This window comes from Cyanobacteria bacterium QS_8_64_29 (genome assembly GCA_003022125.1).
GTDB lineage: Bacteria > Cyanobacteriota > Cyanobacteriia > Cyanobacteriales > Rubidibacteraceae > QS-8-64-29.
This window is the reverse complement of sequence record PXQH01000068.1, coordinates 16,906-35,956: the sequence shown is the minus strand read 5'-3', so window position 1 is coordinate 35,956 and position 19,051 is coordinate 16,906. Positions and strand designations below refer to the sequence as shown.

The 19,051-nt window shown below is 65.2% G+C and carries 23 protein-coding genes and 1 pseudogene; 13 read left to right on the top strand and 11 right to left on the bottom strand.

The window, feature by feature from the left end:
* The first annotated feature begins 38 nt into the window (after positions 1-38).
* Positions 39-538: pseudogene (locus BRC58_11315) on the top strand (N-acetyltransferase).
* Here the strand turns inward: BRC58_11315 and BRC58_11310 are convergent.
* The 4 genes from BRC58_11310 to BRC58_11295 all read right to left on the bottom strand — a co-directional run bounded on the left by BRC58_11310 (position 528) and on the right by BRC58_11295 (position 3,657).
* Complete coding sequence (locus tag BRC58_11310; protein PSP15732.1) at positions 528-1,046, bottom strand: universal stress protein; 519 nt, start codon at positions 1,044-1,046, stop codon at positions 528-530. The pseudogene BRC58_11315 and the gene BRC58_11310 overlap by 11 nt on opposite strands.
* Positions 1,047-1,075: 29 nt before the next feature.
* Entirely contained in the window at positions 1,076-2,248 is a 1,173-nt protein-coding gene (locus BRC58_11305) for an aspartate aminotransferase (GenBank protein PSP15731.1), read from the bottom strand.
* A gap of 29 nt (positions 2,249-2,277) precedes the next feature.
* A complete protein-coding gene (locus BRC58_11300; protein ID PSP15730.1) occupies positions 2,278-3,366 on the bottom strand; it encodes an AI-2E family transporter in 1,089 nt (362 codons plus the stop codon).
* 96 nt (positions 3,367-3,462) lie between these two features.
* Complete coding sequence (locus BRC58_11295; GenBank protein PSP15729.1) at positions 3,463-3,657, bottom strand: hypothetical protein; 195 nt, start codon at positions 3,655-3,657, stop codon at positions 3,463-3,465.
* 88 nt (positions 3,658-3,745) lie between these two features.
* On the opposite strand from BRC58_11295, the gene lipA reads away from it, so the two are divergent.
* The 6 genes from lipA (at position 3,746) to BRC58_11265 (ending at position 8,008) form a co-directional block, all read left to right on the top strand.
* Entirely contained in the window at positions 3,746-4,678 is a 933-nt protein-coding gene (gene lipA, locus BRC58_11290; protein PSP15728.1) for a lipoyl synthase, read from the top strand.
* Positions 4,679-4,789: 111 nt separating this feature from the next.
* Positions 4,790-4,936, top strand: a complete 147-nt coding sequence (locus BRC58_11285) for a photosystem one PsaX (GenBank protein PSP15727.1) — start codon at positions 4,790-4,792, stop codon at positions 4,934-4,936.
* Between the two features lie 21 nt (positions 4,937-4,957).
* On the top strand, positions 4,958-5,455 hold the full coding sequence (locus BRC58_11280) for a hypothetical protein (GenBank protein ID PSP15736.1): 498 nt from the start codon (positions 4,958-4,960) through the stop codon (positions 5,453-5,455).
* A gap of 98 nt (positions 5,456-5,553) precedes the next feature.
* A complete protein-coding gene (locus BRC58_11275) occupies positions 5,554-6,711 on the top strand; it encodes a molybdenum cofactor biosynthesis protein MoeB (protein PSP15726.1) in 1,158 nt (385 codons plus the stop codon).
* A 50-nt stretch (positions 6,712-6,761) separates the two neighbouring features.
* A complete protein-coding gene (locus tag BRC58_11270) occupies positions 6,762-7,274 on the top strand; it encodes a hypothetical protein (protein PSP15725.1) in 513 nt (170 codons plus the stop codon).
* A complete protein-coding gene (locus tag BRC58_11265) occupies positions 7,271-8,008 on the top strand; it encodes a glycerophosphodiester phosphodiesterase (GenBank protein PSP15735.1) in 738 nt (245 codons plus the stop codon). The genes BRC58_11270 and BRC58_11265 overlap by 4 nt, the downstream gene beginning before the upstream one ends.
* On the opposite strand, the gene BRC58_11260 is transcribed toward BRC58_11265, so the two are convergent.
* From BRC58_11260 to BRC58_11245, 4 genes are all read right to left on the bottom strand, one after another.
* Positions 8,005-8,514, bottom strand: coding sequence for a molybdenum cofactor biosynthesis protein (locus BRC58_11260; protein ID PSP15724.1), 510 nt, complete (start codon positions 8,512-8,514; stop codon positions 8,005-8,007). The two genes, BRC58_11265 and BRC58_11260, sit on opposite strands and share 4 nt — an antisense overlap.
* A 5-nt stretch (positions 8,515-8,519) precedes the next feature.
* Positions 8,520-8,855, bottom strand: a complete 336-nt coding sequence (locus BRC58_11255) for a photosystem II reaction center protein Psb28 (protein ID PSP15723.1) — start codon at positions 8,853-8,855, stop codon at positions 8,520-8,522.
* Between the two features lie 101 nt (positions 8,856-8,956).
* Entirely contained in the window at positions 8,957-9,427 is a 471-nt protein-coding gene (locus tag BRC58_11250) for a D-tyrosyl-tRNA(Tyr) deacylase (GenBank protein ID PSP15722.1), read from the bottom strand.
* A gap of 12 nt (positions 9,428-9,439) precedes the next feature.
* Positions 9,440-10,435, bottom strand: a complete 996-nt coding sequence (locus BRC58_11245; GenBank protein ID PSP15721.1) for a cobalamin biosynthesis protein CobW — start codon at positions 10,433-10,435, stop codon at positions 9,440-9,442.
* Between the two features lie 102 nt (positions 10,436-10,537).
* Between BRC58_11245 and BRC58_11240 the strand changes: the two genes are divergently transcribed.
* Positions 10,538-12,052, top strand: coding sequence for a cysteine--tRNA ligase (locus BRC58_11240; GenBank protein ID PSP15720.1), 1,515 nt, complete (start codon positions 10,538-10,540; stop codon positions 12,050-12,052).
* Positions 12,053-12,137: 85 nt separating this feature from the next.
* Positions 12,138-13,268, top strand: a complete 1,131-nt coding sequence (locus BRC58_11235; protein PSP15719.1) for an AI-2E family transporter — start codon at positions 12,138-12,140, stop codon at positions 13,266-13,268.
* A gap of 6 nt (positions 13,269-13,274) precedes the next feature.
* Here the strand turns inward: BRC58_11235 and BRC58_11230 are convergent, their stop codons facing one another.
* Together BRC58_11230 and BRC58_11225 are read right to left on the bottom strand one after the other, a co-directional pair.
* The gene (locus BRC58_11230) at positions 13,275-14,030 is read right to left on the bottom strand and encodes a DUF1995 domain-containing protein (protein PSP15718.1); all 756 of its coding nucleotides are present in this window, start codon (positions 14,028-14,030) and stop codon (positions 13,275-13,277) included.
* A gap of 14 nt (positions 14,031-14,044) precedes the next feature.
* A complete protein-coding gene (locus BRC58_11225; protein ID PSP15734.1) occupies positions 14,045-15,214 on the bottom strand; it encodes a cysteine desulfurase in 1,170 nt (389 codons plus the stop codon).
* A 109-nt stretch (positions 15,215-15,323) separates the two neighbouring features.
* On the opposite strand from BRC58_11225, the gene BRC58_11220 reads away from it, so the two are divergent.
* Positions 15,324-16,121: a hypothetical protein gene (locus BRC58_11220; GenBank protein PSP15717.1), complete on the top strand. Its 798-nt coding sequence runs from the start codon at positions 15,324-15,326 to the stop codon at positions 16,119-16,121.
* Positions 16,122-16,158: 37 nt separating this feature from the next.
* Here the strand turns inward: BRC58_11220 and BRC58_11215 are convergent, their stop codons facing one another.
* Positions 16,159-16,713, bottom strand: coding sequence for a hypothetical protein (locus tag BRC58_11215; protein PSP15716.1), 555 nt, complete (start codon positions 16,711-16,713; stop codon positions 16,159-16,161).
* A 105-nt stretch (positions 16,714-16,818) separates the two neighbouring features.
* Here BRC58_11215 and BRC58_11210 point away from each other — a divergent pair, with 105 nt between their 5' ends.
* The 3 genes from BRC58_11210 (at position 16,819) to gshB (ending at position 19,022) form a co-directional block, all read left to right on the top strand.
* Positions 16,819-17,649 (top strand): 5'/3'-nucleotidase SurE, encoded by an 831-nt coding sequence (locus tag BRC58_11210; protein ID PSP15715.1) that lies wholly within the window; start codon positions 16,819-16,821, stop codon positions 17,647-17,649.
* 63 nt (positions 17,650-17,712) lie between these two features.
* Positions 17,713-17,988, top strand: a complete 276-nt coding sequence (gene grxC / locus BRC58_11205) for a glutaredoxin 3 (protein PSP15714.1) — start codon at positions 17,713-17,715, stop codon at positions 17,986-17,988.
* A 59-nt stretch (positions 17,989-18,047) separates the two neighbouring features.
* Complete coding sequence (gene gshB / locus BRC58_11200; GenBank protein PSP15713.1) at positions 18,048-19,022, top strand: glutathione synthase; 975 nt, start codon at positions 18,048-18,050, stop codon at positions 19,020-19,022.
* The last annotated feature ends 29 nt before the right edge of the window (positions 19,023-19,051 follow it).

Here is a 19,051-nt window from a genome sequence, read left to right as displayed (position 1 = left end):
AGCTCAGGACCAACACTGATAAAAGCCTAGCTACTCTTATTAAAATAGCACAGTTAGCCGCCCTAAAGGGCGGGGCTTGTATCCCGCTAGTTTTGGTCAGCATCTACAACGCTGCCGTCCCCGAGCAAACGGCCACCGCCGATTTGACCCCCTCTCGCTAGCCGAGTGCCGCCCCTGGCTGCGCGATCGCCAGGGCTATCCGCTATGGGTGATCGCCTGCGAGGGAACCGTGGCGGGCTGGCTGGCATTCGAGCCCTTTTACGATCGCGCCACCTACGCTGCCACAGCCGAGGTCAGTCTCTACATTGCGCCGGCTTGGCGCGGCTGCGGCCTGGGGCAGCAGCTGCTACACGCCATCGGGACGGGGCCAAGGTTGGGGTTCAAAACGCTAGTGGGCTTGGTCTTCGAGCACAATAGCGCCAGCCTGCGGCTGTTCGGTCGCTTGGGGTTCGTCCGCTGGGGATGTTTGCCGCGCGTGGCCGAGCTCGATAGCCGCGAGCGCGATTTGGCCATTTTGGGCTGCCGCATTAGCCCGTAGCGATCTGCGCTGCTTCGCCCGCCTCGGCCTCATCCGGCAGATCGGTTCCCTGAACCACCAGCACCGAGCACGGGGCGTGATGGACGACGTGGTTGCTGACGCTTCCTAGCACCATCTCGGCCAAACCGCGCCGGCCGCGCCGCCCGACAACGACCAGATCGGCTTCCCAGTTGCGCGCGAGCTCCCGGATCCAGCTGCCGGCCTCGCCCACTTTCCAGTCAGTTTCGGCGGCAACGCCGGCAGCCTCCGCCCGCTGGCGCTGCTGGCTCAACCATTCGCCGACCTCGTTGGCCTCGCTCTCCAAACGCTCTTGCATTAGCTGCGAGACATTAACCAGATCTTGGCCGTAAATGCCGCCGTACGCGCTGACCTCTTGCCCCTCAAACGGAATGCAGTGAAACAGCAGCAAGCGCACGCCATCTTTGCTGGCAATATCCAGCGCGCGATCGAGAACGGCTTTGCCTTGCGGGGTGCGATCGACAGCAACCAGGATGCGGCTGTAGCTCATGGCCGGTTCCTTGCCCCCACGTGGGGGACTTAAGCCTCTAACTGCTTTCTAACAAATCGGTCCAAACGCGCCATCCCCTGGACGAGCGACTCCCAATCCGTCGCGTAGGAGAGGCGGATGCAGTGATCGCGCCCGAAGGCGATCCCGGGCACGACCGCGACCTGCTCCTGCTCGAGCAGGGCCTGGCAAAACTCGAACGAGCCCAGCCCAGTGGCACCAATATCGGCAAAGACGTAAAACGCCCCCTGCGGGGTAGGGCAACTTACCCCCGACATGGCATCAATGCACTCCAGCACGAGCTGGCGGCGCCGGTCGAACGTCTGGCGCATGTGCTCTAGCTCCTCCAGCGGCGTCTCGAGGGCAGCCATGGCGCCGTATTGGGCAAAGGTGCAGACATTGGAGGTGCTGTGGCTCTGGATGGCGGTCATGGCCTCGATCAGATCGCTGGGCCCAGCCAAATAGCCCACGCGCCAGCCGGTCATGGCAAAGCTTTTGGAGAAGCCGTTGCTGACGATGGTGCGCTCCCCGATTTGGGGGCCGAGCGCGCCCACGCTTACGTGTTGCGCCCCGTCGTAGCGAATGCGCTCGTAAATTTCGTCGGCAACCACCAGCAGGTCCTGCTCGATAATGGCGGCTGCCAGCGCGCGCAGCTCCTCGGGGGTGTAGACGCTGCCGGTGGGATTGGCCGGCGTGTTGAGAATGACTAGCTTGGTCCGCGGCGTTGTGGCCGCGCGCAACTGATCGGGGGTGAGCTTAAACCCATCCTCGGCGGCAGTCTCGACGATGGCCGGCTCGCCCCCGGCCAGCTTGACCGTCTCGGGGTAGCTCACCCAATACGGCGCCGGAATCAGCACTTCGTCGCCCGGATCGAGCAGGGCCTGCATGAGGGCGTAGAGCGAGTACTTGCCGCCGTTGGTGACGATGACGTTTTGGGCTTGATAGTTCAGCCCGTTCTCGGTTTGGAGCTTGCGCGCGATGGCCTCTCGCAGGGGCGGCTCGCCGGCGGCCGGCCCGTACTTGGTCTGGCCCTCATCGAGGGCGCGCTGCGCTGCGACCTTGATGGGCGAGGGGGTATCGAAATCCGGTTCGCCGGCGCTCAGGCTGCACACGTCCATACCATCGGCCCGCATGGCTTTGGCCTGCGCCGAGATAGCCAGCGTTTGGGATGGGGTTACGCGGGCGACGCGAGCTGCCAGCTTCATCGTTCACTCCTTGCGCGGCTGCGCCCGCATCAATCCTGCTGCCTCGGTTCGGCATCGGTTGAGGCTGCCGGCAGCGCCTGCGGCACCTCATCCGCTCGCTGCGGCTGGCGCGATCGCCACTCGTCCAAAATGTCGCGGATCAGCACCTCTCGCACCCAAACCTGGGCCACCACTGTCAGCGGCAGGGCCAACAACAGCCCCAAAATGCCAAAAAACGTGGCAAAAAACACCTGAGCCGAGAGCGTGACGGCCGGTAGCAGCGAGACACGCTGCGCCATGACCCAGGGGGTCAAAAAGCTGCCTTCAAACTGCTGGATGGCGGTATAGAGCCCCAGGACCGAAACGACCTTCCAGCCGCTATCCAGCAGTGCCACCGCCAGCGGCGGCACCACGCTCAAAACCGGCCCGATGTTGGGAATAAAGTTTAGCAGCCCCGCAAGCAGGGCATGAGCTAGGGCTAAATCGACGCGCAACAGCGACAGCCCGATAAAGCTCAGGGTTGCCACCACCGCCATGTTGAACAGGTTGCCCGAGAGCCAGCCCTGCAGGGCGCGCTCGCACAGGACCAGAATTTCATCCGCGCGGCGGCGGTAAAACGAGGGGAACAGGCGCACGAACCCGCGCCGGTACGGATCCGGATCGGCCAGCAGCATGACGGTCAGCACCAGCACCAGCAGCGTGTTGAGCACGATGCTGAGCAAGGTCAGACCGCCGCCCAACAAGCGCCTGAGCACTTGCGGTAGCTCGCCTAGCAGTCGGTTGACATCCGGGATGGCTTCAATGGCAGCGCTGGGCAGGCGCTCCTCTAGAAACGCGATCCAATCGTTGAGCTGCTGGATGCCCAGCGGCAGCAGCTCGGCTAGTTCCACCAGCTGCCGGACGAAAGGCGGCACGATCTGCCAGACAAAAATCGCCACAATGCCCAACAGCGCCAGCACCGCCAGAACGACGGCGTAGCCGCGCTGCATGCCCATGCGCCGAAAGCGCCGAACGAGCAGGTTGAGCGCGGTTGCCGCAACAATGGCGGCAAATATCAGCAACAGCAGCTGCCGGATTTGCCACAACACGTAGGCAGCTGCCAGCAGTGCGAATAGGCCCAGCCATCGTCCCAAAGTCACTGCCTCTCGAGCCTGCCCGGCGAGCGCTGCGATCGCGAGCGTGCCAGCAGTCTAGGGCGATGGCGCGCGCGATCGCAATTTGGCCCCCCCGAGGTGCTAGCGCTGCCGGCGGTACTGCCGCCAGCGCCACAGCAGCGCCGCAGCAACGCCCACCGGCAGCACGGTAATGCCTAGCAGCGCATTGCCGGCAGTGGGCGCTAGCGCTAGCAGCGGTCCGCCGTACTTGATGGCTAGCGAGAGCCCCACCGATAGTCCTAGCAACTGCAGAATCCATCGCGTCTCGGCATGCATGGCGATCGGGCACCGCAGGCGCTCGCTGCGGCGTTTGGGCTACAATCGATAGCTACTGCGCTCAGCGCGCATCGCCATCCGTTGTGTCATGCCTATTGACGCCCGACAACCTGATTCCCAGCAACTGTCAGAGCGCGATCGCTGGCGCTCGGAGGTAGCTGCGCTGCCGTCGTGGCTGCGGCGTCCCATCGGCAATGCCGATGCGATCTCGCAGGTCCAGCAGGTTATCAAGCAGCGCCAGATCCACACCATCTGCGAGGAAGGCCGCTGCCCCAACCGCGGCGAGTGCTACGCCCGCAAAACGGCCACGTTCCTGCTAATGGGGCCCACCTGCACGCGCGCCTGCGCCTTCTGCCAGGTGGATAAAGGCCACGCCCCCATGCCGCTGGATCCCGATGAGCCCCAAAAAATTGCCGACGCCGTGCAGGCACTGGGACTGCGCTACGTCGTGCTGACCTCAGTAGCGCGCGACGACCTCGCCGATGGCGGTGCCGGCGAATTTGCCCGCACCATGGCCGCCATCCGGCAGCAGTGCCCCGAGACCGGCATTGAGGTGCTAACGCCCGATTTTTGGAGCGGCCACAACGCCCAGCAAGCCCAGGCCGAGCGCGCCGCCACTGTCGTCCGGGCTGGCCCGGCCTGCTTCAACCACAACATCGAGACGGTCGAGCGCCTGCAGGGCCCGGTGCGGCGCGGGGCCAAATACCACCGCTCGCTCGAGCTCCTGCGCCAGGTCAAGGCCCTCGATGCCAGCGTTCCCACCAAATCAGGGCTGATGTTGGGGCACGGCGAAACCGAGGCCGAGATCGTGCAGGCCATGCGGGACCTGCGCGCTGTGGGCTGCGATCGCCTCACCCTGGGCCAGTACATGCGCCCCTCGCTCGAGCACCGCCCCGTGCAGCAGTACTGGACGCCCGAGGAATTCGAGCGCTTGGGCGGGATCGCGCGCGAGATGGGCTTCTCGCACGTCCGTTCGGGGCCGCTGGTGCGCAGCTCCTACCATGCGGGCGAGGCCGATTGAGGCGCGCGCAGCCCCAACTCCGATAGGATGGATGGCAAACGCGGCAAGCCCACTGTGCCCTAACCAGGCACGCGCTTGCAGCGCCGACTACCTGCACTCTGGAGGGTCGCTATGACTGCCAACAGCGACAAGCAAAAGCAACTGCCCGTTCCCCAAAGCGGCCAACCGCCCTATCCCTACCGCACGGGATGGGCGTTGGTCCTGTTGCTGGGCAACCTGCTCGTTGCCGCCTTTTACTTCCACATCATCGATCTCTAGACCGTCGCAGCTTTGGCCGTTCTGCATTTGAGCGAGGCCCAACGGCAGGCCATCCGCGCGCACGCCGAGCGCGCTTACCCGCAGGAATGCTGCGGGTTGCTGCTGGGATGGCGCCAGGCGGCCGAGAAGCAAACCTGCGATCTTTGGCCCGCCCAGAATGCTTGGGATGGCGAGACCGCTCGGAGCTTCGAGGGGCTGCGCTCGAGTCAGGCCCTAGCCGCCGGTAAGGAGCGCCACTTTAGCATCGCCCCGCGCGAGATGGTGCAGGCCCAAAAAAGCGCGCGCGAGCGCCAGCTCGACATTATCGGCGTCTATCACTCCCATCCCGAGCATCCGGCCGTGCCCTCCGAGTTCGATCGCGCGATCGCCTGGCCGGAGTACTCCTACCCCATCGTCGCGGTCCGCGACGGCCGCGCTCGGGAGCTGAACGGTTGGGTTCTGGCCGAGGACGGCACCTTCGTTCCTGAGGCGATCACGGCTGCCGGCGTTGCAGCCGCCCCGGATGGCTCACTATCCTAATCGTTCGGGCCCAGTCCCAAGCCTGTCTGAGCTGAGTGCCGGCTGCCAGCCCCTTGAGGGGAGCCAGCCGCGATCCCAATCCGCCCACCTGACCTGCCATGCTGAATCCCAACCTCGAGGCGATCGAGCTCAATAAGGACGAATACGAGCGCTATTCGCGACACATTATCCTGCCCGAGTTTGGGCTGGAAGGCCAAAAGCGCCTTAAAGCCGCTAGCGTCCTTTGCATCGGGACGGGCGGCCTAAGCTCGCCGCTGCTGATGTATTTGGCAGCTGCTGGTGTCGGTCGGATCGGCATTGTCGATTTCGATGCCGTCGAGAGCTCCAACTTACAGCGCCAGATCGTCCACGGCACCGCTGCGGTCGGTCAGTCCAAAACCGAATCAGCCAAGCAGCGAGTGCTGGATATCAATCCCTACTGCCAGGTTGATGTCCACGAAACGCGTTTGAGTTCTGAGAACGCGCTCGAGATTTTCGAGCCCTACGACTTGGTGGTGGACGGCACGGACAATTTCCCCACCCGCTACCTGGTCAACGATGCCTGCGTGCTGCAGGGCAAGCCCAACGTCTACGGCTCCATCTTCCGCTTTGAAGGGCAGATTTCGGTCTTTAACTACCAAGGCGGCCCCAACTACCGCGACCTGTTCCCCGAGCCGCCGCCGCCCGGCATGGTGCCCTCCTGTGCCGAAGGGGGCGTCTTGGGCGTTCTTTGCGGCGTTGTGGGCTCCATTCAGGCCACCGAAGCTATTAAAGTCATTTTGGGATCGCAGCAGACGCTCAGCGGCTGCTTGCTGCTCTACGATGCCCAGGCCATGAGCTTTCGCGAGCTCACCTTGCGCCCCAACCCGGAGCGCCCGCCCATCGAGGGCCTGATCGACTACGAGCAGTTCTGCGGCATCCCTCAGGCGCAGCAGCAGCAATCGCTGCCCGAGATGACGGTCCACGAGCTCAAAGCGCTCATGGATCGCGGCGATAGCGATTTTGTCTTGATTGACGTTCGCAACCCCAACGAGTACGAAATCGCCCGCATCCCGGGCGCCTATCTCGTTCCGCTCTCCGAAATCGAGCGGGGCTCGGGCATCGACAAGATCGAGCGGCTGGCCAACGGCCATCGCATCATCGCGCACTGCAAGGCAGGCACCCGCTCGGCCCAAGCCCTCAACCGGCTGCAAGAAGCCGGCATTGAAGGCACTAACCTCAAAGGCGGCATCACGGCTTGGAGCCGCGAAATTGACGCCTCCGTCCCCGAATACTAGATTGTTGCCGTAGGGCAAGCAGGGGCTGCATCCAGCCCGGCTAGGTGGGGATGAGCATGGACGGACGGCGCTATCGCGATCGCGCGCTGGCTCTGGTCGCAATGGGCGCGTTGCACGCTAGCGCCCTGGGCTTGCTGGCGGCGCCAGCGCGGGCGGAGTTGGGCGAGCGGTTTTCGCTTTGCACCCGGGAGTTGCTAGATGCGGGCATCTCGCGGGAGCGCGCTGCGGCTGCTTGTGGCGCTGCTCGCACGCCCCAAGATCTGTCGCTTTGCGCGCGCGAAATCGGCGCGCGGACGCCGCTGGCCGCCGAGGCAGCGCTCTCGGCTTGCGAGGGCATGCGCCACCCGCTGGAGCTAGCGAGCTGCGCCGTCGAGATCCACGAGGCGACTGAGGTTGCCGACTCGCAGGCAGTTCTGGATCGCTGCCGCCGCAGCCTGCTGCCGCTGCGGCTTTCTGAGTGCACGGTGGGGCTAGCGCGCGCCACCGACGCCAGCCCGGCAAGCGCAATGGCGCGCTGCAGCGAAGCTCCTTCCGCCCGGCAGGCAGACGCGCCAGCGCAATAGCCGTGGAACTGATTGCCCATCGGGGATTCTCGGCCGTTGCTCCTGAGAATACGCTTTCCGCGTTCTCGGCGGCGTGCCGGACGGCAGCGCACGGCATCGAGTTCGATCTGCACCTCTCGGCCGACGGAACGCCAGTCGTCATTCACGACGCCAGGCTCAACCGCACCACCAACGGTTGGGGCCGCGTTCGCCGCAAGCCCCTGGCGCGCCTCAAGCGCCTGGATGCCGGGAGCTGGTTCGACCGCCAGTTTGCCGGCGAACCCATCCCGACGCTGGAGGAAGTCCTGGCCCTACTGGCCCCCAGCTCGCTCCAAATCTATCCGGAGGTCAAGCAGGGGCATTGCTGGGGCCCCGCCGATATTGATCGCTTGGTGGCGCTGCTGGCCTCGCCGGCGTGGGCCGATCGCTGCGTGCTGGTCTCGTTTGACGACCGCTTTTTGCAACAGGTGCGCGATCGCGCCGCCCACCTGCCGCTGGGCTTCAACGTTGCCGGCACGAGCGCTTACCGCTACCGCCAAAAGCTCGAGCGCGCCCGCGACTGCGGCAACGCCCTATTGCTGAGCGAGTACCGGCTGCTGCTCAAAAACCCCAAGCTGGCTCGGGTGGCGCTCGAGGGGGGCATCGAGCTGGGGGCTTGGACGGTGGATTGCTACCAGGACCTGCAGGCCCTGCAGCAGCTAGGGGTCGTGCGGGCCGTGACCAACTCGCTGCTGCCGGCCCGAGCCAGCGGCTAGCGCCCGCGCAACTGGTGCGCTAGGTGCGGTAGCTCGGGCAAAATTAAGCGCTCGAGCCCCAACCGAACGGCTGCCGTGGACCCAGGGAGGGCAAAAACGAGCGTCCCGCCGCAGACCCCGGCGATCGCGCGCGAAGCCAGGGCGCGGCTGCCGATTTCTTGGTAGCTCAGCCAGCGGAAGAGCTCGCCAAAGCCCGGCAGGGTTTGCTCCAGCAACCCCGCAACGGCCTCGTAGGTGGTATCGCGCGGGGCAATGCCGGTACCGCCGCTGACGATCGCGGCTGCCAGATCGCGGCGCCCGCAGAACTGCTGCAGCTGGGCGCGCACGCGCTGGGGCTCGTCCGGAACGATGGCGTAGGGCCCCACAATGTGGCCTGCCTCCTGCAGCTGTTGCCGGATCAGCCGACCGCTGGCATCGTCCCGTTCGGTGCGCGTGTCGCTAACGGTGAGCGCGCTGCAGGTGAGCCGCTCCCCCGCGCTGCCATGACCGTGCGGCGGGTTTGCCATAGAGCTCAGCTTTGGCTGAACTCGAGGCCGTGCTCTTGGGCGTAGCGCTCCATAAAGCGCATGAAGCGATCCCAGTCTTCTTTGGATTTCATGTAGTGGATGGCCTCGATGGCCTGGGGCTGGCCGTTGAGGAATTTTCCTTTGACTTCCTGGATAGCAATCTCGCCTTCCTCATCCACCATGTACATGCCGGTAATTTCGTCGGTGTTGTCGGCGCTGAGGACCTGGGGCGAGTCGAAGGTAAAGGTGGCTGTTCCAGTAGTCCCATCGCGCGAGCGCGTCAGCCGCACCTCGGGGACAGTGTTCTCCGGGACGCCGCGGTTGAATTGAATCTCTGCCATGAGCGAGCGTTGCCTGCTATGCGTTGCCTCGACAGTTTGTTTAATGCTATCGAAAGCGCAGCGGCTGCTGCAGCCGCGATCGCTGCGCGCCTGGGATGGACCTAGCCGGATGCCGGGGCTGCCGGCTCGCGCTCGAGCAGCAGCGTGACCGGCCCGTCGTTATCGATGCTGACCTGCATGGTAGCGCCAAACTGCCCGGTGGCCACGCGCAGGCCGCTCTGGCGCAGTTGGGCTACAAAGTAGTCGTAGCAAGCCTGGGCGTGCTGCGGTGGGGCAGCTTCCCCAAAGGCAGGGCGGCGCCCCTTGCGGCAGTCGCCGTAGAGGGTGAATTGGCTCACCGCGAGCAGCTCGCCGCCAATGTCGCGCACCGAGCAGTCCCAGCGATCGGCGCCGCGCTCGGGATGGGGAAACAGCCGCAGGTCCAGGCACTTGCGCGCCATCCAGTCCAGCTCGGCGGTTGTATCGGCCGCTCCAATGCCCACCAGCAGGTTCAAGCCCGGCCCGATTTGGCCTACAATTTCGCCGCCCACCGTGACCTGGGAGGAGGCGACGCGCTGGATGAGCGTTCGCATGGGATTAGCTAGTTACTTCAGGCACTGCTCCAGCCGCTGCTGCAGCCACTCGCGATCAAGGTCCTGCCCGATCAGCACGAGCTGATTTTGGCGCTCGCCCTGCCACTCGCTGTCCTCGAGCGAGAAGCGCTTGCCGCTGAGGTGGAAGATGTGGCGCTGGGGGCTCTCATCAAACCAGAGGATGCCTTTGCCGCGAAAGACGCTCTCGGGCAGCTCGTTATCTAAAAAGGACTGGAACTGGCGCAGCGAGAAGGGGCGATCGCTTTGAAAGGTCAGCGAGACGAAGCCGTCGTTGGCTAAGTGGCCATGGGCATGTTCGGCGTGCGCAGCTGGCGTTTGGGCGCGCCAATCGCGCTCGGCATCAAAGGCACCAATGCCCAGAATGAGCGGCAGCGGTACGTGGGCTTGCTGGGCCCGCAGCAGGCGCGCCCCCTCCTTGGTTTGGCGTATGCGGGTCTCGAGCGAGGCGATGGTGGCGCTATCGACCAAGTCGGTCTTGTTGAGGATGGTGATATCGCCGTAGGCGATCTGGCTGTAGGCAGCCTCGCTATTGAACAGATCCAGGCTAAAGTTGGCACAGTCCACGACCGTGACGATCACATCAAGCTGGGTGCGCTCGCGCAACTCCGTCCCCAAAAAGGTCAGCGCCACAGGGAGCGGGTCGGCCAAGCCCGTCGTTTCCACAATGAGGTAGTCAACCGGGGCTTCGCGCTCCAAGATGCGGCGGACGGCCTCGACCAGATCGCGGTTGATGGTGCAGCAGACGCAACCGTTGTTGAGCTCCACCATGCCATCGCTGCTGCTAACAATGAGATCGTTATCGATGCCGATCTCGCCGAACTCGTTGACCAAAACGGCCGTTTTGACCCCCTGGTTGTTGGTCAGGATGTGGTTGAGCAGCGTGGTTTTGCCGCTACCGAGAAAGCCGGTGACAATCGTTACCGGCAGCCCCGATTCCGCAAGCACGGTGGCCTCGCGATCGCCGGACGGCGCGTCCGTCGCTGCCATGGGGGATTGCGGCAGAGCGCGTCAGCATAGACAGTAGCATGGGGCAGGATCGTTGGCGCCTGCCAGCCAGCGCTGCCGTTGGGATCCCGAGCTTTGGGGGCCATGTCGCTAGCCATTTACAACACGCTGACGCGCCGCATTGAGCCCTTCGAGCCGCTTGAGGCAGGCACGGTGCGGATGTATTGCTGCGGCGTCACGGTCTATGACTACTGCCATTTGGGGCACGCGCGCAGCTACTTGGTCTGGGATATCCTCCGCCGCTATCTGGAGTGGCGCGGCTACCGCGTGCACTACGTGCAAAACTTTACCGACATTGACGACAAGATCCTGGCGCGGGCGCGGCAGGAGGGGAGCTCCATGCAAGCCGTGACCGAGCGCTTCATGGCAGCTTACTTCCAGGACATGGATCGGCTGGGCATTCGCCGCGCCGACGCCTACCCGCGGCCCACGGCCTCGCTCGATGGCATCAAGGCCCTGGTTGCCAGCTTGCAAAAGCGCGGCTACGCCTACGCTGCCGCCGGCGATGTCTACTACGCCGTGCGCCAATTCCCCGCCTACGGCAAGCTCTCGGGGCGCTCGCTGGCGGAGCTGGAGGTGGGCGCTAGCGGGCGCGTGGCGGCCGAGGGCGGCGAGGCGCCACAAAAGCAGGATCCGTTCGACTTTGCCCTCTGGAAGCAGGCCAAGCCCGACGAGCCAGCCTGGGACTCACCCTGGGGCCCGGGGCGCCCGGGCTGGCACATCGAGTGCTCGGCCATGGTGCGCGAGACCCTAGGCGAGACCATCGACATTCACGCCGGCGGCGGCGATCTGCTCTTTCCCCACCACGAAAACGAAATCGCCCAATCGGAAGCCGCAACCGGCCGTCCCCTGGCCCGCTACTGGATGCACAACGGCATGGTCCAGGTGGGCGGGGAGAAAATGGCCAAGTCGCTGGGCAACTTCACCACCGTGCGCGATCTGCTCGACCGTCGCGGCACCCATCCCATGGCGCTGCGGCTGTTCGTGCTGCAAGCGCACTACCGCAAGCCGCTCGATTTTACTGCCGAGGGGGTCGAAACCGCCCACCACAGCTGGCAGACCCTCAAGGAGGGGTTGCAGTTCGGTCGCGGCCGCCTGGCCAGCGGGCTGGGTTTTGCGGGGGGCGAGCCGCCCGACGATCCGGCTAGTGCGCGCCGCGAGGAGCTCGATGCGGATGCCGTAGCGCGCTTTAACGCGGCCATGGATGACGACATCAATACCCCAGGTGGCCTCGCCGTCTTGTTCGATTTGGCCAAAACGCTGCGGCGCGCGAAAAACCAGTGGCTCCACCAGGGCCAAACGGCCAGCGAGCCAGTCGAGCTGGAGCGCAAGTGGCGCACGCTGGTTTGCCTGGGGCAGGTGCTGGGATTGGCAGCCCAACATTCGGAGCAGCCCGGGTCCGTCGGTGAGGAAGCCGATGGCAGCGCCAGCTCGCAACTAAGCGACGATCGCATCGAGGCGCTCGTCCGCGAGCGGGCCGAGGCGCGCAAAGCCAAAAACTTCGCCCAAGCTGATCGCATCCGCGACCAACTGCAAGCCCAGGGCATTGCCGTGGTGGATCTGCCCGGCGGCGAGACGCGCTGGTACCGCCAGGCATAAGCGCAGCCGCAATGCCCTCCACAGGCGGGCAACCTGCCGCTAGGGGGTTACACTGATCCAAAAGCAGCAGCCTGCACCAAGCACCATGACTGAGCAGTCCGAACAGCGCATCTCCCTCTCCAGCCGTAACCTGCTCGTTGGAGCCGCGATCGCGTTTGCGGTCCTGCTGCTGTGGCAGCTGCGCAGCCTGCTGGTGGTGCTGATGATTGCCACCGTGCTGGCCTCGGCGCTGGCGCCCATCGTCAACAACGCGCAAAGACTGGGCGTTCCGCGCATTCTGTCGGTTCTTTTGGTGTATTTGGTCTTGCTGTCTGGTTTGGCCGGCGCTGGGTTGCTAATGGGCCCGACCGTGATCGAGCAGATCCAGCGCCTGGTCCGGCAGCTACCAGCCTATTTGGAAGCAGCCCGCGCGCTGGTGCAAGATACGGTCGTGCGCTTGGGCATGACCGAGCCGCAAGCGCTGGAGCAGCTCAACCAGTTTTTTGACGTCCAGTCCTTAACCGGTTGGATCGTGGGCTCCGGCCAGCAGGTACTGGTACGCTCCTACGGCTTCACGCGCGGGGTCATCGGCGGCGTACTCAGCCTGGTACTGGCCGTGTTGCTCTCGGGCTACATGCTGTCGGGCTCGCAGCGCTTGATCCGCGGCATCGTCAATCTGTTTCCGCAACCGTGGAACCAGCGTCTCGCCGCTCAGGTCAAGCCGGTCAGCCAGCGCATGGGCGGCTACATCCAAGGCCGGGTCCTGGTCTCGGCCATTTTGGGCGTGGCGGTGACAGTTGGGCTCTCGGCCCTGAGCTTTTCCGAATTTGCCTTGGGCTTGGGCGCCATTGCCGGCGTCACCAATCTCATCCCCTTCTTCGGCCCCCTTCTGGGCTCGATTCCGGCGCTGATCGTGGCCACCTCGCAAGGGGGTTGGGCCATGCTGTGGGTGCTGCTGCTGTTTGCGGTCATCCAAAACGTCGAGACCTACGTGCTCGACCCGCTGCTGGTGGGCACCTCGGTTCGCGTTCACCCGCTGTACCAGCTGCTAGCCGTTTTGGGCGGTGCGCAGGTGCTGGGCATTATCGGCGCGCTGATCGTGCCGCCGTGGGTGGCCGGCAGCGCCGTCCTGTTGGAGGAGCTCTACCTGCACCCCAAACAGGAAGCCGAAGGGCAAGCAGCGGCAGCGCCAGTGGGGGCGCAACCCGAAGCGCCCGGCGCCGTTTCGATGCGGTGACGGTACCTACTGGGTCAGCGCTCGGACGAAGCGCTGCAAGCTACCTAGCAGCCCGGGCTTTTGGGGGCCACCGGTACTTGAGCCCTCGGCGTCCTGCGACTCGCCGGCGGCCTGGGTCAGGATGCGATCTAGCAGGTCGCCGGTGGGGCGCTGCGGCTCTTCGCTAAAGAGTTCGTAGCCCTCCTCGCGCTCGATCCAGACCTGCCAGGGATGGGGATAGTAGCGCAGGATGGTGGCGCCCTCCAGCGGCTTGATGCAGTAGCTGGTCTCGAGGGTGTTGAGAAAGCGCTCCCGCAGCTGGCGCGCGGTGTAGCCCAACCCCACGACTTTCAAATCTTCCAGTTGCGGGATGAGCAGCACCACCGGGCGATCGCCGGCTAGCTCGCAGAGGCGCTCGACGCGATCCACCTCCACCGAGGAGGGGCCTACCACCAAAAAGGCGCTGTCCTGAGGCTGAATGCGGCTGTCAATGTCGGTTTGGCGGCTGCCCAAATCGCTCACGGCAAAGGGGATCTCGCCCCAATCCCGCCGCGCTAAGGCGGCGGCGCCCGTATCTGGAAAAAGCACGCGCAACCCCTCCAGAGAATCCCCAAAAACCTCAGTAAAGGACCAGGTGATGGGTTGGGACTGCAGCGAGATCTCGGGGATTTCCAGCTCCACTTGCAGGCGCGTTTGGCCTGACTCCAGGGCTTGGACCGTCGCCTGCTTGGCTTGGGCGATCGCTTGGTCCAGGCTTTGGGGAAACTCGACGCTAGCAGCCATGGGGAGCGGACCCGTTACGGCGCGGCAACCAGAGAGGACCGGTGGCGGGCGCGCTCGAGCGCTTGGCCCAGTACGGTAGCGGTCCAGTCAACATCGGCTGCGACGGTGGCGCGGCCCAGCGAGAGGCGGATGCCTTGCAGGGCAGCCGTCTCGGCGTAGCCCATGGCGAGCAGCGTGGGGCTGGGCTCGAGCTTGCCGCTGCTGCAGGCTGAGCCGGCGCTGATGGCAATGCCTGCCAGATTGAGCTGGCGCACCAGATCCTGGCCCGATAGCGGAGCGACCTCGCGCCGCAGGCAGAAGCTGGCATGGTGCGGCAAGCGCGCTTGCCGGTGACCGGTGGGACTGAGCTCGGGCCGCTCTGCCAACCGCTCGAACAGGCGATCGCGCAGCGCTGCCAGCCGCGGTCCCTCGCTCTCGCACTCGGCCGCAGCCAGCCGGGCCGCTTCGCCCAATCCGGCGATCGCCGGCAGGGGTGGCGTCCCCGAGCGCAGCCCGCTCTCTTGGGCGCCGCCCTCGAGCAAAGGCGCTAGCGTCACCCCTGGCCGAACGTAGAGCGCGCCTGCCCCTTGCGGGCCGTAGAGTTTGTGGCTGGAGAGCGAGAGCAGATCCACCGGCAGCTGCTGCACATCGAGCGGCAAACGCCCGGCGGCTTGCACGGCGTCGGTGTGGAACAGCGCGCCCTGCTGGCGGGCAATGCGCCCCAGCGCTGCAATGGGTTGCAGCGTGCCCACCTCGCTCTGGCCGTAAATGACCGAGACCAGGACAGTATTGGACTGCAGGGCCGATTCCAGATCCGCTGGGGCCACGCGCCCGCTGCCATCCACGGGCAAGCGCGTCACCTGCCAGCCCCAGCGCTCCAGCAGCTCGGCCGCGCGCGTCACGGCTGGGTGCTCGACGCTGGAAATAATGGTGTGCTGCGGCTGCCGGTACTGGCGCGCCACGCCCACCAGCGCCAAGTTATCTGCCTCGGTCCCGCCGGAGGTGAACGCGATGGTCTCGGGAGCCTCGGCGTTGAGCAGCGCGGCCACCTGCCAGCGGGCCAGCTCCAGCTCGGTAGCGGCCCGCTCGCCCCAGGCGTGCGGGCTAGCCGGGTTGCCCCACTGCCGGGTCAGGACCGCCTGCATTTTGGCGATCGCCTCGGCGCGCGGCGGCGTTGTCGCGCTGTGGTCGAGATAGATCTGCATGCGGATGCAGCCGGGGGTGCCTGCCTCCATCTAACACGCTAGCGGCAGGCGCTGGCAATGCGGGCCTGAGGACCTGTCAGGATGGAAGGCAGATCCGCGGCAATCGCCCATGCGCCCCACTGAGACGCCCTCAACCTCAGACCAACGCCGGCAAGGGCTTAACGCGCTCGCGGTTTTGGCCGCCTTTGGCGTCAATGTCCTGGCCAACGTTAGGCCGATTGGCGGCCTCACGCTGGGCCAGATTTCCAATCAGCTGTTTGGGAACGTCCTCATCACACCAGCCGATTACGCGTTTGCCATCTGGGGCGTTATTTATGTGGGGCTGTTTGGCTTTGCCATCTATCAGGCCCTGCCGTCGCAAGCAGCGCAACGCCCACTCCGCCGCCTGGGGTATGGGGTGGTCGCTGCTAGCTTGGCCCAAATAGGTTGGGTGTTTTTATTCCAGTTGCGATTCTTTGGTGGGTCGTTTCTGGCCATGCTGGCGATTTTGCTACCGTTAGCGCGGATTTATCGCCGGCTCCATCGGGAGCGGTTGACCCAACCACAGCGCTGGTTCGTTCGGATTCCGCTAAGCGTTTATTTGGCTTGGATTAGCGTGGCGACCCTCGTCAATGCCGCAGTGGCGCTGGTGGCCCTCGGTTGGGAGGGTGGGGGGATCGCCCCCGAGGTTTGGACCGCTATCGCGATGGCAGTTGCCGCCGCGCTCGCGCTGATTGCCGCTTGGCGCAACCGAGACGTTGCGTTTGTTGGCGTTGTCATGTGGGCGCTTGCCGCGATCACCATCCGGCATGCTGACAAGCCGCTCATTGCAGTTGTGGGAGCGGGCCTGACGCTTGCGCTGGCAGTGGCAACCGGCCTCCAGTTGCGCTCCCAAAAGCCGACAGACTCCTCCGCGGTGGGTCGCTGAAGCTGCTTCCTGGGCCCTACTAGCGATGCCGGCGCAGCTAGCGGCCAGCCGCCTGCCGGGGAACCAAACGGTTGCAGACCTGCCCCAGCACCCGCTGCTGGTGCAGCTGTTGCGCCGGGCGCCACTCCCAGGCAATGGGGAGCGGATTGCTCTGCCGGTCCCGCTCGACGCGCTCGCCCCGATAGACCAACAAAAAGAAGGGAGCCAGTGCCACCTCGCGGGTGCGGCAGTTGTAGGCGTACTGGCGGATGCTGCCCACTGCCACGTTCGACCAGGGCACCCCCAGGCGGGGGTAGCGGTCCCGGTAGGTGCGGGGAATGGCCCACGGCCGGTGGGACTGCAGCAGCGTTGCCAGCGCGATGTGGGGATCTTGGCGCTTGCGCCGCAGCGAGGCGGGATCGTAGGCGATCGCGGTCACCGTTAGTTGGGGCAGCTCGGGCGCGTAGCGCACGGTCGCGCCCAGCGCTGAGTTGGGTGCAAGCGGCTGCCAATCAGCCAGCTCCCGGACGGGAAGCGGCGCAGCGTAGGCGGCGAGCGGCACCCCGAGCGTGGCGGCAATACCGGCGATCGCGGCGGTGGCAGTTGGGGTCATGACATCACGACTCTTGCCTTGAGAGGTGGCGGTACTAGGGTGCCACCATAGGAGCGCTGATGCCCGAGCGCGAGCCCAGGCCCGAGAGGCGCATCCCGACCGCCGATGAGACTGTTAATTAGCAACGACGACGGCATTTTTGCGGCCGGCGTGCGCGCGCTTGCCAATGCCCTAGCCCAAACCGGCCATGAGGTCACCGTCGTCTGCCCGGACCGAGAGCGCTCGGCCACCGGCCACGGGCTGACGCTGCACCATCCCATTCGCGCCGAGCCCGTCGATTCAGTCTTCCATCCGGCAGTAACGGCTTGGTCGTGCTCGGGAACGCCGTCCGACTGCGTCAAATTTGCCCTCAGCGCCGTGCTGGCGGCATCGCCCGATTGGGTGCTGGCCGGGATCAATCAGGGATCCAACCTCGGCACCGACGTTTTGTACTCGGGAACTGTCTCGGCCGCGATGGAAGGAGCAGTCGAGGGCATCCCCAGCATGGCCCTTAGCCTAGCCAGCTTCAGCGCCTGCGATTTTGGCCCGGCTGCGAGCTTTGCGTGCCGCGCCCTGGCCGGAGACGGCTTGCTGGCCCCAACCGAAGCAACACTGCTCAACGTCAACGTGCCGCCCGTCCCGGCCGACGATATTGTCGGCGTTCGGCTCGCGCGCCAGGGCCTGCGCCGCTACGTTGAGACCTTTGAAAAGCGGGTCGATCCGCGCGGCAACAGCTACTACTGGCTGGCGGGCGAGGCCATTGAAGACATCGAACAGCCTGGCGGCAGCGCCAGCGACTACCCTACGGATGTCAGCGCCATTCGCGATAACCACATCACCGTAACGCCGCTGCAATACAACCTGACGGACGTAGCCCGCTTGGCCGGACTGGCCCAAAAACCCTGGCCCGAGCTGGGGCGCGCGCTAACGCAATCGCAGGAAGGCTGGGCCGAGTAGTGGGCTGCCGGTCGGCTAGAATTTATCTGGCACCGTCGAAATTGTTGGGAGCGGACGCAAACCATGGCTGCACCGGTGGAGATCTATACCTGGAGTACCTGTCCGTTCTGCTTGCGGGCCAAAGCCCTGCTGGAGCGCAAGGGCGTTGACTACACCGAATACTGCATTGACGGCGACGAGCAGGCGCGCGCGCGCATGACCGAGCGCGCCAACGGCCACAAGTCTTTGCCCCAAATCTTTATTGCCGATCGGCACGTGGGCGGCTGCGACGAGCTGTTCGAGCTAGAGGAAAGCGGCCAGCTCGAGCCCATGCTGGAAGGCAGTGCCCCGGCCTCTTAAAACGGCACGGTTGCTTGGCGTCGCCGCCGGCGGCGACTCAGGGTTGTGAGGAGCCCGGCGTGCAACTCGCGTTCGTTATCGATCCGCTCGCCACGCTCGATCCCAGCCACGACACCAGCGTGGCCCTAATGGAGGCGGCCCAAGCCGCCGGGCACGGCGTTTGGGTCACCACTGCCGATCACCTGAGCGTCGCAGGCACTCAAGCCTGGGCGCGGCTCTGGCCCACCGAGCTGACGCCCGTTTCGCTAGCAGACGGGCATTGGGAAGCCGCCGAGCGCTGGTACGCCACTGGCGAGAGTACCCTGAGCTCGCTCCAGGCCATGGATGCGGTGCTCATGCGCACCGATCCGCCCGTGACAGTGCCCTACCTCTACGCCACCCAGATTCTGGATCGCCTTGATCGCCAGCGGACCCCGGTGGTCAACGCGCCCCGCGGCCTGCAGGCTGCCAACGAAAAACTCTACGCCCTACAATTTGGCGAGCTCATCCCCGAGACCCTGGTCACCCAAGACCGGGCGCTCGTGCGCCAGTTTGTCGAGCAGCACGGCGAGGCCGTGCTCAAACCCCTGGATGGCAAAGGCGGCGAGGGCATTTTGGTTTTGCAGGCCGGCGATCGCAACTTCAACTCGCTGCTGGAGCTAGCGACCAAGCAAGGCCGCGAACCCATTGTGATCCAGACTTATCTAGCAGCCGCCAGCGAGGGCGACAAGCGCATCATCCTGCTCGATGGCGAGCCCATCGGCGCGCTCAACCGCATTCCCCAGGGGGACGAGTTCCGCGGCAACATGGCAGTCGGCGGTCGCGTTGCGCGGGCTAGCATCACCGAGCGCGATCACGCCATTTGCGCCCAACTAGCGCCCCGGTTGCGGGCTGACGGTCTCTACTTGGCGGGCATTGACATTATTGGCGGCTACCTCACCGAGGTCAACGTCACCAGCCCCACTGGCGTGCGCGAAATTGATCGGCTCGAGGGCAGCCGCCTGGGCAAGCAAGTGGTGCGGTGGCTCGAGGCCTGGCAGCAGTCCCGCCAATAGGCCCTCTTGCCCCTGATAGAATCGCCCCG